The 14,215-nt window shown below is 69.5% G+C and carries 14 protein-coding genes; 1 reads left to right on the forward strand and 13 read right to left on the reverse strand.

Going from position 1 to position 14,215, the window contains the following annotated elements:
* Positions 1 to 170: 170 nt before the first annotated feature.
* The 9 genes from FZ029_RS07015 to FZ029_RS07055 form a co-directional block, all read right to left on the reverse strand.
* Positions 171 to 2,066, reverse strand: a complete 1,896-nt coding sequence (locus FZ029_RS07015) for an adenylate/guanylate cyclase domain-containing protein (protein ID WP_149268579.1) — start codon at positions 2,064 to 2,066, stop codon at positions 171 to 173.
* A gap of 7 nt (positions 2,067 to 2,073) precedes the next feature.
* Positions 2,074 to 3,207: a DUF4384 domain-containing protein gene (locus FZ029_RS07020; RefSeq protein ID WP_149268580.1), complete on the reverse strand. Its 1,134-nt coding sequence runs from the start codon at positions 3,205 to 3,207 to the stop codon at positions 2,074 to 2,076.
* A gap of 54 nt (positions 3,208 to 3,261) precedes the next feature.
* Entirely contained in the window at positions 3,262 to 3,606 is a 345-nt protein-coding gene (locus tag FZ029_RS07025) for a hypothetical protein (RefSeq protein WP_149268581.1), read from the reverse strand.
* Between the two features lie 27 nt (positions 3,607 to 3,633).
* Positions 3,634 to 4,428, reverse strand: a complete 795-nt coding sequence (locus FZ029_RS07030) for an OmpA family protein (protein WP_149268582.1) — start codon at positions 4,426 to 4,428, stop codon at positions 3,634 to 3,636.
* A gap of 115 nt (positions 4,429 to 4,543) precedes the next feature.
* Positions 4,544 to 6,112, reverse strand: coding sequence for a DUF4384 domain-containing protein (locus FZ029_RS07035; RefSeq protein ID WP_149268583.1), 1,569 nt, complete (start codon positions 6,110 to 6,112; stop codon positions 4,544 to 4,546).
* Positions 6,113 to 6,195: 83 nt separating this feature from the next.
* The gene (locus FZ029_RS07040) at positions 6,196 to 6,789 is read right to left on the reverse strand and encodes a DUF4399 domain-containing protein (protein WP_247892179.1); all 594 of its coding nucleotides are present in this window, start codon (positions 6,787 to 6,789) and stop codon (positions 6,196 to 6,198) included.
* Positions 6,790 to 6,827: 38 nt separating this feature from the next.
* Positions 6,828 to 7,262, reverse strand: coding sequence for a DUF4399 domain-containing protein (locus tag FZ029_RS07045; protein ID WP_149268584.1), 435 nt, complete (start codon positions 7,260 to 7,262; stop codon positions 6,828 to 6,830).
* Between the two features lie 188 nt (positions 7,263 to 7,450).
* Positions 7,451 to 7,789, reverse strand: coding sequence for a hypothetical protein (locus FZ029_RS07050; protein ID WP_149268585.1), 339 nt, complete (start codon positions 7,787 to 7,789; stop codon positions 7,451 to 7,453).
* 100 nt (positions 7,790 to 7,889) lie between these two features.
* Positions 7,890 to 8,369: an Lrp/AsnC family transcriptional regulator gene (locus FZ029_RS07055; protein ID WP_149268586.1), complete on the reverse strand. Its 480-nt coding sequence runs from the start codon at positions 8,367 to 8,369 to the stop codon at positions 7,890 to 7,892.
* Between the two features lie 139 nt (positions 8,370 to 8,508).
* Here FZ029_RS07055 and FZ029_RS07060 point away from each other — a divergent pair, with 139 nt between their 5' ends.
* A complete protein-coding gene (locus FZ029_RS07060; RefSeq protein ID WP_149268587.1) occupies positions 8,509 to 9,528 on the forward strand; it encodes a 1-aminocyclopropane-1-carboxylate deaminase in 1,020 nt (339 codons plus the stop codon).
* A 127-nt stretch (positions 9,529 to 9,655) separates the two neighbouring features.
* Here FZ029_RS07060 and FZ029_RS07065 read toward each other — a convergent pair whose 3' ends face one another.
* Genes FZ029_RS07065 through FZ029_RS07080 form a run of 4 tightly spaced genes read right to left on the reverse strand, consistent with a single transcriptional unit; the run spans position 9,656 to position 14,211 of the window.
* Positions 9,656 to 10,807 carry a M20 family metallopeptidase gene (locus FZ029_RS07065; protein ID WP_149268588.1) on the reverse strand — a complete coding sequence of 384 codons (1,152 nt, stop codon included), beginning with the start codon at positions 10,805 to 10,807 and terminating at the stop codon, positions 9,656 to 9,658.
* The gene (locus FZ029_RS07070) at positions 10,804 to 12,237 is read right to left on the reverse strand and encodes a M20 family metallopeptidase (RefSeq protein WP_149268589.1); all 1,434 of its coding nucleotides are present in this window, start codon (positions 12,235 to 12,237) and stop codon (positions 10,804 to 10,806) included. Before FZ029_RS07070 ends, FZ029_RS07065 begins: the two co-directional genes overlap by 4 nt.
* Positions 12,238 to 12,266: 29 nt before the next feature.
* The gene (locus FZ029_RS07075) at positions 12,267 to 13,223 is read right to left on the reverse strand and encodes an oligopeptide/dipeptide ABC transporter ATP-binding protein (RefSeq protein ID WP_247892180.1); all 957 of its coding nucleotides are present in this window, start codon (positions 13,221 to 13,223) and stop codon (positions 12,267 to 12,269) included.
* A gap of 10 nt (positions 13,224 to 13,233) precedes the next feature.
* Positions 13,234 to 14,211, reverse strand: a complete 978-nt coding sequence (locus FZ029_RS07080) for an ABC transporter ATP-binding protein (protein ID WP_149268590.1) — start codon at positions 14,209 to 14,211, stop codon at positions 13,234 to 13,236.
* Between the last annotated feature and the right edge of the window lie 4 nt (positions 14,212 to 14,215).

A 14,215-nucleotide genomic window follows, 5' to 3' on the forward strand; every position in this document is an offset into this window, starting at 1 on the left:
GGCAGCTTCGACTGTATTTGCGGAAATTGCCGGCAGCCCGCCATGGTTGGAAGAAGCATACCCAGCGACGAGGCAATTGCCAATCCGCCCATTCCGCCTGAACCCGGCAAAAGAGGAGGTGGCATGCCGAAGTGATTACTTCATATACGGCAACCGAATGCTGAATCCCTTCACCCGCGGATGTCGGCATTCTCATCGTCGATCAGCAGCCAGATGCGCACCGCACGGGTCTTGCCCTTCAGCGCCACCTCCCCAACCGGCACCGCCTTGCAGCGGTCGCGCACCGCCTGCCAGGTCGGTTCGCCGACGATGATGCGGGCATGGCGGGAGGACCGGGCGTCCACCATCTTGCCATAGGCTTCCAGCCGGGCGGCGGTGTTGGCGGTGTCGCCCAGCAGCGAATATTCGCTGTGCCGCAACCCGCCCAGACTGCCGGCCACCAGCGGGCCGGTATACAGGCCGACGCGGATCCCCACCGGCGGCAGCCCTTCCGCCTGCCACCGCCGGTTCAACGCCACCAGTTCCCGTCCCATCTGCAGGGCGCAGCGGACGGCACGGCAGGCGTCGGCATCGATCTCGTCCTGCGTGCTGCGGGCGACCGGCGCGCCGAAGACCGCCAGGATCGCGTCGCCGACGAAGCGCAGCACCACCCCCTCGTTGGCGGTGACGATGCGCACCATGGCATCCAGATATCCCTCCAGCCAGCGGATCAGCGGCTCCGGCTCCAGCGCCTCGCAGATGGTGGTGAAGCCTTCGATGTCGGAGAACAGCACGGTGGCGGTCAGCTGCTGCGGGCGCGGGCGGTTGCCGGCCATGAAGGTCGCGCGCTCCCGCCAGATCTCCTCCGCCACCGGCTGGGAGACATGGTTGGCGAACAGCTGCATCATGACGCGGCGGTCGGCCCGTTCGCGCAGCGACATCTGCACGGTCATGGCGGCGATGCCGGCGGCCCAGGCCAGCGACGGCGCCACCAGCGGCACCAGCGGCCCGCCCGCGGCGAACAGCGCCGCCGAACCGGCCCAGGCCCCCGCCGGAACCAGCAACCCCGCCCCAGCCAGCAGCCCCAACGGCAGCCCGGCCATCGCCACCGCCACCCCCGCCGCCGCCATCAGCAGCGCCAGCGCCGCCTCCCCCGCAAAGGGAAGCCGCGGGCTGCTCCGCCCGTCCAGCAGTTGCGCCAGCACATGCGCCTCGATTTCCACGCCCGGCGTCGAGGCCCCGGCGGAAGACAGCGGCGTGCGGTGCTGGTCGATGCCGGCCAGCGCCGTGCCCACCAGCACCGTCCGCCCGGTCAGCCAGCCCTTCGGCAGAACGGCGACCGTCTCGGCGGGATAGATCGGAAACGGGGTGGTGGCGCCATCGGGCCGGCCGTGCCAGTCGATGCGGAACGGTTCCGCCGGAACCCCGGTCGCACCGCCCAGGCGGGCGAGCTGCACCGGCAGGCTGGGCGTGCCGTCGCCGCCGAAGGGAACGTGCCAGCGCACGGCGGCGTCGAGCCGGTCCTTCGCCAGATTGGCATGGCCGCGCGGCAGCCCGTCGGTGAACTCGCCGAGGAAGCGGCGCTGCCGCTCGGTCAGCGGCGTCTGCTCCAGTGCGGTGATCGCCACCACCGGGACCGACGCGCCCAGCATGGCGCGGCGCAGCCGCTCGTCCAAGGCCGGCAAGGTCGGCTGGTCGAACAGCACGTCGATGCCGATGGCGCGGACCCGGGCCGCCTCCAGCACGCCGATGATGTCGGCCAGCATGCCGCGATCCACCGGCGACCGGCAGGCGAGCCCGGCGAAGCTGTCCTCCCCGAACAGCACCAGCGCGATGGCCGGATGCTGCGGCTGGGCCGGGGCGGCGGTGGCGATCAGCCGGTCGCCCAAACTCTCGTCGGCGGTGCGCAACGGCGGCACCAGCCGCGCGGCGGCGAGCGCCAGCAGAGTGCTGCCCAGCACGATGGCAAGGGCGAGCCAGCCTCCCGGCCAGCGGCGCCGGCCGGGTGCCGGTCGATCTTGCGCCGCCGGCCCGGCGATGGGGGAGGGATGCGGTCTCCCCTGCGGTGTCGCCGGCGCACCGTCCATGCGCCCCTCACCGGACCTTCAGGAACAGCTGGGCGGAAGCCACTTCGGTCTCGCGCAGGCTCGACACCGCGCGGTCGAGCTGAACGGCGGCCTCCTCGGACAGCGGGCGGAATGCGGCGGCGCGGCCGGGCATCTCGTCGTCCAGATTGCGGCTGGCGGCGATGCAGCGCACCTCCAGATCGGCGGGCCCCTCCCCGGCGCGCAACGGCATGCGGTCGCCCGACAGGCTGAGCGGCACATTGCCCGCCACCCGGGCGCTCATCGCGGCGCCGGCGGGAAAGATTGGAATCAGCTGCGCGCGCGCGTTGCGCAGATAGCAGTATAGATGGGCGTCGCGGTCGGTCTGGACCAGCAGGCGGATGTCCTCGCCCGGCCGATAGGCGGGTCCGCCGCCATGATCCGCCGAGAGGAAGAGGTCCAGCGGCACCAACGCGTCGCGCAGCGCCGCCATCGCCGCGGCGATCTGCCCGGCGCAGCCGGCCGAAGCCATGCCCACCGCCAGCGCCGCCCCTCCCGCCGCCCCGACCATGCGGACACGCACCGTGCCGACCAGGGTTCCGTCCGGCCGCAGCGCGCCGATGTCGGTCCCGTCCGTCAACGGCAGGGACCGCGGCCAGGGTGCCGGACCATCGTTCGCCCAATTGACCGTCGCACGCTCCCCACCCGCCATGTCCTGCAAGGTCAGGCGGTCCAGCCCCGGCTCGGCCGGGCGGCGCAGTGCGGGCGGGCTTCCCGCCTTGACGCATTGGACGCCGGACGCCGACGGGTCGATCGCCAGAGCCCGCTCCAGCGCCGCGTCCAGCGGGTTCCCAAGGGCGCGTGCCGCACCCAGGTCGCTCTGCATGAAGCGGTCGTCGCCGGGGCCGGCACGGGCCGAAGCCGCACTGTCGGCGATGTCGCCGGGCACCCCGTCATAGGGGCCGCGCAGCCGCAGCAGCCGGCCGTTGGCGAACAGCAGCGTGGCATTCGCCCCGTCGGGGAGCCGCAGGGCCTGCCCGTCGGCGACGAGCTGGCCCTGAATGAAGCCGGGCGCGCTGGACGACACGACCACGGCCTCCGCCCGCACCGCGCCGGCATGGCCGCAGCCCAGCGCCAGCATGGCGGCGGCGCCGAACGCATGGGAAAAGGATCGCTTGAGCATGGTTGTCACCTTCTGGTTGCGAGGCCTGGTTGGAAGGCTTGGTCGGGAGGCGGATCAGTCGCGGCCGCGCTCTCTTCCGTCATCGGGGGAGAGCAGGCAGGCGGTGCGCGACTGCGTCACCACCGACACCGCCCCGTCCGTCGCGCCGTTGCGGCGGAAGCGCAGCCCGTTCAACTGGCTGGCGATGCTGAGCGACACGACGGCGAGGTCCGCTTCGTCGATGATCTTGTGGCCGTCCTGCCAGCATTGGACGCGGACCTTTTTGCCGGCGGGGGCGACATCGACGCCGCCGCTCGCCGCGCCGGAGCTTTCGCCATCCTTCTTGCGGACCACCGTGGCGTCGGCCCCATGGAAGACCGCCAAACCGAGACAGACGGCGAGGAGCAAGGCGTGTTTCATGGCATTCCCCTCCGTTCCGGCCGCCGCTCAGTGGGTCGGCTTGAATTCGACGCGCCGGTTGCGGCCGTCATAGGGGTTGGCGGCGAGCGGTTCGGTCGGCCCCTTGCCGTCCACGGTGATGCGCTTGGGATCGATCTGGTGGACGCGGACGAGATACTCGCCCACCGACACCGCGCGGCGCTGCGACAGCAGCATGTTGTAGGCAAGGCTGCCGCTGGCGTCGGTATGGCCCTCCACCGTCAGCCCCAGGTTCGGATCCTCCTTCATCAGCGCCCCGACGGAGTCGATGTAGGAGGCGGACTCCGCCGGGATCTCGGCCGAATTGAGGGCGAAGTTGATGCGGAAGCCGAAAGCCTGCGGCGCCGCTTCCTGTTCCGCAGTGGCCGGCGGTTCGGCGGCGGCCTGCGGCGCGGCGGCGGCTTCCATCCGCGCCTCCTGCCGGCGATGCTTGTGCGCAGGACGGCTGGGCGCCGGCTGCGGAGCAGGTTGGGCAACCGGCTGCATCTCCGCCTGCGGGGCCGGCTGCGGCGCCGGCATGGGCGACGTGCCGTAATTGATCTCGTCGATGGGACGCGGGCGCTTGGCGGCGGCACCCGCCGCGCCGCCGATGATCTCGATGCTGCGGGTACGGATCTTCGGTTCCGGCGTCACCACCTCGCGCAGTTCCTCCACGCTGGGCGGCCGGTCGAACATCATCACCTTCGATTGGCCGGAGCCCTCCACCGTCTGGGCGGACGCCGAACCGGCCCAGACGGCCAGCATCGGCAGGGTGGCGGCCAGGACGCGGGACAAGTTGGATTTCGTCACGGGATGGTTGGTCATTTGAGGCTCCATGGGCAGGAGAAGGAACGGCGTTGCCCCTGGTTCTAGCGCCACCCCCTCCCCCGCGCTGTGAGCCGGCCAACAGTCGGCCCCAGTTTCCGAGAAGCTCTGGGCCTCATTCCCCCTGCGCCAGCGTGCCGGGCAGCACCTTCACCGTCAGCCGCTTGGCGCGGGCGTCGCTTCCCTTCGCCGTGGCGAACGCATTGATGACGTCGTCCAGGGCGGCGCCGGGAATGGGCTGCAGATCCTCGCTCTTGAACGCCTCCGGGATGCGCACGCCGATCTCGTCGTGGGACAGCACGCAGGCCACCGTCTCCTCCGCCCCCGGCCGGTCCATGCGCAGGTTGAAGGGCTTCTGCACGCCGGGTGGAACCTCCACCTGCCGGCCGGCCTCGACGAAGGCGTCGGGCTGGAAACGATTGGGGAAGATGCGGGAGACCGTGCCGGCGGCATCGCGGTAATAGCAGTAGACGAAACCGTCCGCCGTCGGCTGCATCCGCACGACAAGCGCCTCCCCGGCGCGGTAGCGCGGTGCCGGCCCGCGATCCGACGACAGCAGCAGGTCGAGCCGGGCCGGCGACGGCTGGGCGCGCGGCAAGCCTTCGCCGCCGGCATTGCTGACGCTCTGCAGCCGGGCCGGCAGTGCTCCGCCCTGGCCGCCCTCGCCCGGCGGCTTGGCGAGCAGGCGCTGGTAGAGGTCGAAGTCGATGCGGCCGGTGGCGATCAGGTCATGGTCGGCCTGGAAACGCCCGACGGCTTCGGCGGTCCGCTGGTCGAGCTGCCCGTTGACCGGCCCGTCGTAATAGCCCTGTGCCGACAGCGCGCGCTGGGTGAAGGTGACCCGCTCCGCCGGCGCCATTCCGTCGAACCAGCCGCGCGCCTCCGCCATGAAGGCAGGGTTGGTCTGGTCGATGCCCAGGCATTGCCAATAGGGCACGCGGGTCAGCTTGCCCAGCACCTCGATGGTGCTGAGTTCGACCAGCGTGCGCACGCCCTGGTGCAGCCCTTCCGACCGGTTCAGCGAGATGTTGAAGGACAGGCCTGCCTTGCCGATCACCCCGCCGGCATCCGCGCCGCGCCCCGACGACACCACGGCCAGCGTGTTGGACGCCGACATGCCGGGGATGATCTGGCGGGTCACCAGCTCCCCGACATTCAGGTCGACCGAGACCATCGACACCACCTGATCGGCCGACACGCCGATGTCCAGCTTGGGCAGCGACAGCCCCGCCCCCGCCGCCTCGCTGACCACATTGTCGTCCAGCTGGGTGATGGCGCCGCGGATGTAATAGGACGGCGCGCGGAAGTTCGGCTGCACGCCGATCATCCAGTACAGCGCGTTGACGTCGTCCAGCGCCGGTTCGAAATCGACGAAGCGGAAGGCACTGGAGGTCTCCGACATGCGGGAGACGGCGGTGATCAGCATCTCCTTCGTACCGCCGGCCACCCGGCCGGTGGCGTCGGGCAGGCCGTTGGCGGTGATGTAGATATCTCGCTTGCCGTGGGTCCACAGCAGCCTGTCCATGCAGCGTAGCGCCTCGCTGAAGCTGCTGATGGTGCGGACAGCCGGGGTCTTCGGCTGCTGCACCACGCGCGCCATCTCGCCGGAGGTGAAGCAGCCGCCCAGCGCCAGCGTCAGCCCGACGGAAACCGCGACGGAACCAAGGACCCGGACCATGCTCATCGGCGCTGTCTCCTCTGGGTTAGTGCGTCCGGCCCCGCCCTCGGTTTGCAGACCTCGGTTTGCAGGTCCAAGGGTACGGACCGTCACTTGGCCGACAGCTGCTGACCTCGATCGGCCCGGACCGTGATGGTGATCTTCTTCGACATGATCGGCGGGTCGTGCGGCACATGGTCGGCATCGGCCAGGACCAGCTGCAGCGTGTGCCGTCCCGGCGGCAGTTCCAGCACCGTTTCGGTCTGGCCCTTGCCGAAATGCAGGTGCTGCTTGTCGTTGGGAATCGGTTCATCGAAATTCTTCAGGTCGGTGTCGACCAGCAGGTGATGGTGCCCGGTGCCGTCCTTGCGCACGCCGGCGGGCGCCACACCGAAGTTGCGCAGCCCGAACCACACCTTGAACCGCGTTCCCACCACCTCGCCGTTGTTGGGCCAGCCGATGTAGAGCCAGGCATCCTTGCGGCCGGGCGTCCGCTGCGGGGAGGCGGCTGAGTTCTGGTCGGCCTTATGATCGGCCTTATGATCGGCGCTCTGTGCGCCGGATGCCTCCTCGGCAGACGCGGGGGTCGCCGTATAGACCAGCGGTGTGACCGCCAGCACCGCCCACAACACCGCCCATCGGGCCGCCCATTTGGCCGCGCGCGGCGTGGAGCCGGTCGCAAACATCGGGAATCCTGTCTTCATGGTGCCCTCCCTGGCGGACATCAACCGGATGGGACCGGTCAGCGGACGGTGATGGTCACCTTGTCCGACATCACCGGCGGGTTGTGCGGAACATGCTCGGCGTCGCCCACCACCATCTGCAGCGTGTGGACTCCCGGCGGCAGCTCCAGCCGTGCTTCGGTCTGGCCGGCGCCGAAATGCAGGTGCTGCCTGTCGTTGGGGATCGGCTCGTCGGGGTTCTGCAGGTCGGTGTCGACCAGCAGGTGATGATGTCCGGTGTCGGCATGGCTGACGCCGGCCGGCGCCACCCCCATGTTCTGGAGCCCCATGCGCACCCAGAATTTCCCGCCATTGATGACCGCCCCGTTGGGAGGCCACAGGATGTAGGCACGCGCGTCATCGGGCGCTTTCGCCCGGTCGGCCATTCCCTGCCCAGCCAGAAACAGCGGCAGAAGCAGCAGGGCGCCGACTGCGATCATGGCAGTCCGCAACATGATGTCCCCCCTGTGTTCTTCATTGCCCTTTGTCCGATGACGTCGATCTTAGTCTTCCGCCGGGAAGCAGGGTCCCCCCGAATTATTGGGTAATCCCATCCCGTTCGAAACGAACCGGTTCTGCGGCGACTTCTTCCGAATTGGCGGAGAAATACGGCCGCCTTCCCCATCATTGCGGCCATCGCCGCTCAGCGCCGGATCCCGAACAGCTGCTCGTTCATCGCTGCCCGGTCTGGCACAGCCGAACCGCTCGCCCGGCCCGGCGGCGGCAGGAAGGCGCCCTTCATTCCCGGCAGCCCGGTGCCGACGGCCTCGCTCCGGCCACCTCCCATCCAGGGCGGAAAGGCGCCGCCGGCACCGCTTGCGGTCGGCGGCGCGGCGCCGGCCCGGTTCGCCAGCATGGAAACGGCGGCGGCCGACAGCGGGATGCCGCCGGACTGCACCTCGAACGCGGAGGCCGGCCGGGTGGCGGCGGGAATCGCCGCGTGGACGGACAGGCAAAGCATGACGGCGGCAAGGCGGCGCATCGGGCGTTTCCTCCACGAAAAGGGCCGGAGCCGGGGAGACGCCCATCCTGCCGCAGCCACCTGCAATCCGCTGTGGCCTGCGCCACAGGTGCCGACGGATTCAGAAATCCAGCATCGCGTTGTCGATCACTTCCTTCATGACGAAGAAGGTGCGCGTCTGCCGCACGCCGGGCAGCGCGATCAACTCCTGCCCGTGCAGGCGGTTGAAATCCGCGATGTCGCTGACCCGGATCTTCAGGAAGAAATCGAAATCCCCGGCGACGAGATGGCAGTCGAGGACGAAGGGCAGCTTGCGGATCGCCCGTTCGAACGCGGCGAAGCTCTCCGGGGTCGAGCGGTCCAGTTCGACGCCGACCATCACCAGCGTGCCGCGGTCGACCTTCGCCGGCTCGATCTCGGCCCGGACGGAGCGGATGTAGCCCTCGGCGAACAGGCGCTGGGTGTGGCGATGGCAGGTGGCCGGGCTGAGATTGACCGCCACCGCCAGATCGGCGTTCGTCATCCGGCCATCCCTTTGAAGATGCTGGAGAATCTTGCGATCCGTGGGGCTCAGCTCATCGGCGGTGGATGTTTCTCTCATTTTAGCACCGGCTTTTGCATGAATTACTGCATCTAACCGCACTCTAGGAGCGTCATACGGCAATTTGCCAGGGAAGTTCGAGAGCACCTTTCATTTCAGCGATGATACCGTCCCTTCACCTAGACAGTGGAGCCCCGCCATGCTGCGCCTCGATCGCTTCGAACGTTATCCGCTCACCTTCGGCCCGACGCCCATCGAACATCTGCCACGCCTGACCGAGGCGCTCGGCGGCAAGGTCGAGATCTACGCCAAGCGCGACGACTGCAACTCCGGCCTCGCCATGGGCGGCAACAAGCTGCGCAAGCTGGAATACATCATTCCCGACGCCATCGCGGCCGGTGCCGACACGCTGGTGTCGATCGGCGGCGTGCAGTCGAACCACACCCGCATGGTGGCGGCGACCGCGGCGAAGCTCGGCATGAAGTGCGTCGTCGTCCAGGAAAGCTGGGTCCCGCACGAGGACGCCGTCTATGACCGCGTCGGCAACATCCTGCTGACCCGCCTGATGGGCGCCGACAGCCGCATCGTTCCCGACGGCTTCGACATCGGCATCCGCCGCAGTTGGGAAGACGCCATCCAGTCGGTGAAGGATGCCGGCGGCAAGCCCTACGGCATTCCGGCCGGCGCCTCGGTCCACAAGTACGGCGGCCTCGGCTACGTCAACTTCGCCGAAGAGGTCCGCAAGCAGGAGGCCGACCTCGGCTTCAAGTTCGACTACATCGTGGTCTGCGTGGTGACCGGCTCGACCCAGGGCGGCATGATCGTCGGCTTCGCCGCCGACGACCGCGCCGACCGCGTGATCGGCATCGACGCCTCCGGCACCCCGGAGCAGACCCGCGCCCAGGTCCGCCAGATCGTCGACAACACCGCCGAACTGGTCGAACTCGGCCGCAAGGTCCGCGACGACGAGATCGTCATCCTCGAAGACTACGCCTATCCGGCCTATGGCGTGCCGAGCGCCGAGACCAACGAGGCGATCCGCCTTGCCGCCCGCACCGAGGCGATGATCACCGACCCGGTCTATGAGGGCAAGTCGATGCAGGGCATGATCGACCTCGTGAAGCGGGGTTATTTCCCCGAAGGCTCGAAGGTCCTCTACGCCCATCTCGGCGGCGCCCCGGCGCTGAACGGCTACAGCTATACGTATCGCAACGGTTGAGTCTCTCTCCCAACGGAAGATCCCCTCTCCCCCCCGGGGAGAGGGTTAGGGTGAGGGGGTGGCATCGCGAGGATTCTTGAGAATCCGCCCCTGTGCATCCCCCTCATCCCGCCCCGTATGAACCGGCCTACCCCTCCAACCCCGCAATGGTGACCGCCAGCGCCTGGGCGCGCGGAACCAGCGTTTCGAGCCGGCACCATTCCCGCTCCGTGTGCGCCGCCCCGCCGACCGGCCCCAGCCCGCACAGCGACGGCACGCCCAGCGCCCCGGTGAAGCCGGAATCGGCGCAGCCGCCGGTGAACTCGCCATCCACCTCGAAGCCGACCTCGGCCGCCGCGGCCTTGTAGCGGGCGAACAGATCGGCCGAATGCCGTTCCTCCAGCGGCATGAACAGGTGTCCCCGCTGGTAGGTCGCGCTGGTTCCCGGCACGTCCTCCGCCGCCAGAATCGCCTCCACACGCGCCAGGATGCCGTCGAGTTGCTCGACCGAGCGGAAACGGATGTCCAGCGCCGCCTCCGCATGGTCGGCGACGGTGTTGTGGGTCCGGCCGCCGCGGATGACGCCGACATTGGTGGTGATGCCGCTGTCATAGTCGGTCAGCGCATGCAGCGCGGTGATCTTGGCCGCCAGCGCGCCGATGGCGCTGGCTCCGTCGGCATGGTTGACGCCGGAATGCGCCGCCCGCCCGGTCACCGTGATGTCCAGCGTCAGCCCGCCCTTGCGCGCGGTGACGACATTGCCCGACACCCGCCCCGGCTCGGCATTGAAGGCGGCACGCGCGCCCCGCGCCACCTCTTCGATGATCTCGCGGCCGGAGGGCGAGCCGATCTCCTCGTCGGCGGTGAACAGGCCGATCAGCGGAAAGCCGGTGCCGCCCGCCGCCTTCAGTGCCCGCAGCACGAAGACGTCGACGACCAGCCCGCCCTTCATGTCGGCCACCCCCGGCCCGCGCGCGGTGTCGCCGTCGCGGGTGAAGGGCCGGGCGTCGACCGTTCCCTTGGGATAGACGGTGTCGCGGTGCCCCATAACCAGCACCGGCGCCCCGCCATCCCGTCCGGGAATATCGGCCTTCAGCACGGCGCCGTAGGTCTCGTTCGGGAAGCGGGTGACGGCGATGCCGTCGGCCTCCAGCATCGCGGCCATGATGTCGCCGACCGCATCGATGCCGGCGCCGTCACGGCTGCCGGAATCGATGTCGACGATGCGCTGGAGCATGTCCTCCATCTCCGCGCGGCGGGTTGCCAGCCAGTCGCTGGCGCGTTGGGCGAGCGGGGTCATGCGCGGCGGGCCTCCTTGCGAGAGTCCCGGATGGCGGGGCCGGTCTCGCCCAGGTCCCAGAACAGCCCGGCCATCACCCGCAGGGCCTCCTCGACGACCGGCGCCAGCAGATGTTCGTCGGGCGCATGCTGGGAGCAGGCCGGGTAGGAATGCGGCACCCAGATGGTCGGCAGCCCCAGAATCTCGGAGAAAACATCGTTGGGGATGGAGCCGCCCAGGTTGGGCAACAGCGCCGGCTTCTTGCCCGTGGTCCGCGCCAGCGAGTCCAGCGCCCAGCCCACCCAGGGGTCGTTGGGATCCAGACGGGTGGCGGTGAAGGCCTCCATCCGGCTGGGCGTCACCTGCACCCGTTCGAAGCCGTTGGCGGCGAGATGGGCGCGCACGGCGTCGATCACCGTCGCCGGATCGGTGCCGACGACGAAGCGCAGCTGCAGCGTCGCCTTGGCGATGCCGGGCACGGCGTTGACGGGTGCGCGCGGGTTGCCGGTTTCGAAGGCCAGCACCTCCAACGCGTTCCAGCCGAACACCCGCTCCTCGGGCGTCAGCCCCGCCTCGCCCCACTCGCGGTCGATCTCCGGATCGTTCGGCCCGCCGCCGACGGACAGGTCGGCGATGGCGGCCTTGACCGCCGGCGGGATGCCGGCCGGCTTCAGCGCATCCAGCCTGATCCGCCCCTGCCCGTCGATCAGCGAGGCGATGGCGTTGGCGAGGATGGTGCCCGGATTGGCGAGCAGCCCGCCCCAGTTGCCGGAATGGTGGGCGCCCTTGCGCAGATCGACCGTCAGTTCGAAATTGATGGCCCCGCGCGAGCCGAGGAACACCGTCGGCCGTTCGGCGATCACCCGCGGCCCGTCCGACGCGATCAGCACGTCGGCGGAGAGAGCCTCGCCATGGCTTTCCGCCAGGGCGCGCAGGCCAGGCGATCCCGCCTCCTCGCCCATCTCGATCACGAACTTGGCGTTGAAGCCCAGGCTGCCGCCGCGCTCGTCCATCACCTGGGCCAGCGCCGCGATGTTGACGGAATGCTGGCCCTTGTTGTCGGCGGTGCCGCGGCCGTACCAGCGGTCGCCCTTGACCGTCACTGTCCACGGGTCGATGCCGTCGCGCCAGCGCCCCTCATGGCCCGGCACCACGTCGCCATGGCCATAGATCAGCACGGTCGGCAGATGGTCGGCCTCCTGGCGCTCGGCGATCAGGAACGGCCCGCGCCCGGCCACCGGGTTCTCCACGATGGTGCCGGTGAAGCCGAGCTTCGCCAGCGACGGGATCATCTCCCCGTCCAGATAGGCGTGCAGTTCCGCCCCACGGTCGGAGGACTGGCTTTCCGACTTGATGGCGACACGCCGCGTCAGGTCGGCCAGGAAGGCGCCGGACGCGAAATGATGGGCGGCGCGCGCAATGGCGCCGTCACGCGATGGCTGATGGGTCATGGCGGAACTCGGGTGTGGGGGATGGGTCGTCAATTGGCGTAATGGCAGGCGGCGACACCGTCGGCGACCGGCACGGGACCGGGAGCTACGGAGTGGCAGCGGTCGGTGGCGCGCGGACAGCGCGGGTGGAAGGCGCAGCCGGGCGGCGGCGCGATGGGATTGGGGAAGGAGCCGGAAATCACCGTGTCGGGCATGCCCAACGTCGGATCGGGCGTCAGCACACAGTCGAGCAGCGCGCGGGAATAGGGATGGCTGGCGTGCGTGAACAGCGCCTCGCGCCCGCGTTCCTCGACGATGCGGCCGAGATACATCACCGCCACCCGGTCGGCCAGATGTTCGACCACCGCGAGGTTGTGGCTGATGAAGAAGTAGGTCAGCTTGAACTCGCGCTTCAGATCCATCAGCAGGTTCAGGATCTGCGCCTGCACCGACACGTCGAGCGCCGAGGTCGGCTCGTCGCAGATCAGCACGTCGGGCCGCATGACCAGCGCGCGGGCGATGGCGACGCGCTGACGCTGGCCGCCCGACATCTGGCCGGGATAGGCGTCGATCATCCGGCGCGGCAGCCCGACCGCGTCCAGCATCTCCGCCACCGCCTTCTGCCGGCTTTCCGACGTGCCGATGCGGTGGGCGACCAGCGGCAGGGCGATCAGGTCGGCCACCGACTTGCGCGGGTTCAGCGAGGAATAGGGGTCCTGGAACACCGGCTGGATGCGCCGCGCCACCTCCCGCCGGTCGGTCTTGGCGATGGGCACGCCGTCGATGCGGATCTCGCCGGAGGTCGGCTTGGTCAGCCCCAGCAGCATCTTCGCCAGCGTCGATTTGCCCGATCCGCTTTCGCCGACCAGCGCATGCACCTCGCCGCGGGCGACGGACAGCGACACCCCGCCGACGGCGGTCAGCATCGCTTTGGGTTTGAACATCCCCTGGGCCACGGGATAGATCTTGGTGACGTTTTCGAGTTCGAGCACCGGAACGGTCATCATCGGTCTCCGGTCAAACAGCGGTGGCGACGGGGTCGAGCACGCAGGCCATGCGGTGGCCGGGGCCGAGATCCCGCTCCGGAATTGCGGCGGCGCAGGCGTCGGTGGCGTGGTCGCAGCGGTTGCGGAAGGCGCAGCCGGTCAGCTGGCCGATCAGGTTCGGCACCTGCCCCGGAATTGTGCCCAGCGGCTCGCCCGGCCGGGTGCGGCCGGGGACCGGGATGGCGCGCAGCAGGCCCTGGGTGTAGGGGTGGCTGGGGGCGCCGAACACCGCCTCGACCGGGCCGGTCTCCACCAGCCGGCCGGCATACATCACCGCCACCTTGGTGGCGACGCGGGCGACCACGCCCAGATCGTGGGTGACCAGGATCAGTCCCATGCCGAACTCGCGCTGGATGTCGCGCAGCAGCATCAGGATCTGCGCCTGGATCGTCACGTCCAGCGCGGTGGTCGGCTCGTCGGCGATGATCAGATCCGGTTCGCACATCAGCCCCATGGCGATCATCACCCGCTGGCGCAGGCCGCCCGACAGCTGGTGCGGATATTGCCCGAGCCGGGATGCGGCGGCGGTGATGCCGACCCGCTCCAGCAGATGCACCGCCCGCTCCCGCGCCACCGCCCGGCTGACCGGACGATGTCTCCGCAGAGCCTCGCTCAGCTGGTCGCCGACGGTGTAGGCCGGGTTCAGCGAGGTCATCGGCTCCTGGAAGATCATCGCCATGCGGTCGCCGCGCAGATCCTCCATCTTGCGCTGGCCGACCGCCATCAGGTCGATGCCGTCGAAGCGCATGGACCGCGCCTTGCGCACCGCCCTGGACGGCAGCAGATCCATCAGGGCGAGCGAGGTCAGCGACTTGCCCGACCCGCTCTCGCCGACGATCGCCAGCGTTTCGCCGCGCTCCAGCGTGAAGGATACCCCGTTGACGGCGTTCAGCAGTCCGGCCTCGGTGGGGATCTGGATGGTCAAATTGTCGACGTCGAGCAGGGGCATGGCC

Origin of the sequence: Azospirillum sp. Sh1 (assembly GCF_008365135.1) — a bacterium.
Taxonomy (GTDB): Bacteria; Pseudomonadota; Alphaproteobacteria; order Azospirillales; family Azospirillaceae; genus Azospirillum; species Azospirillum oryzae.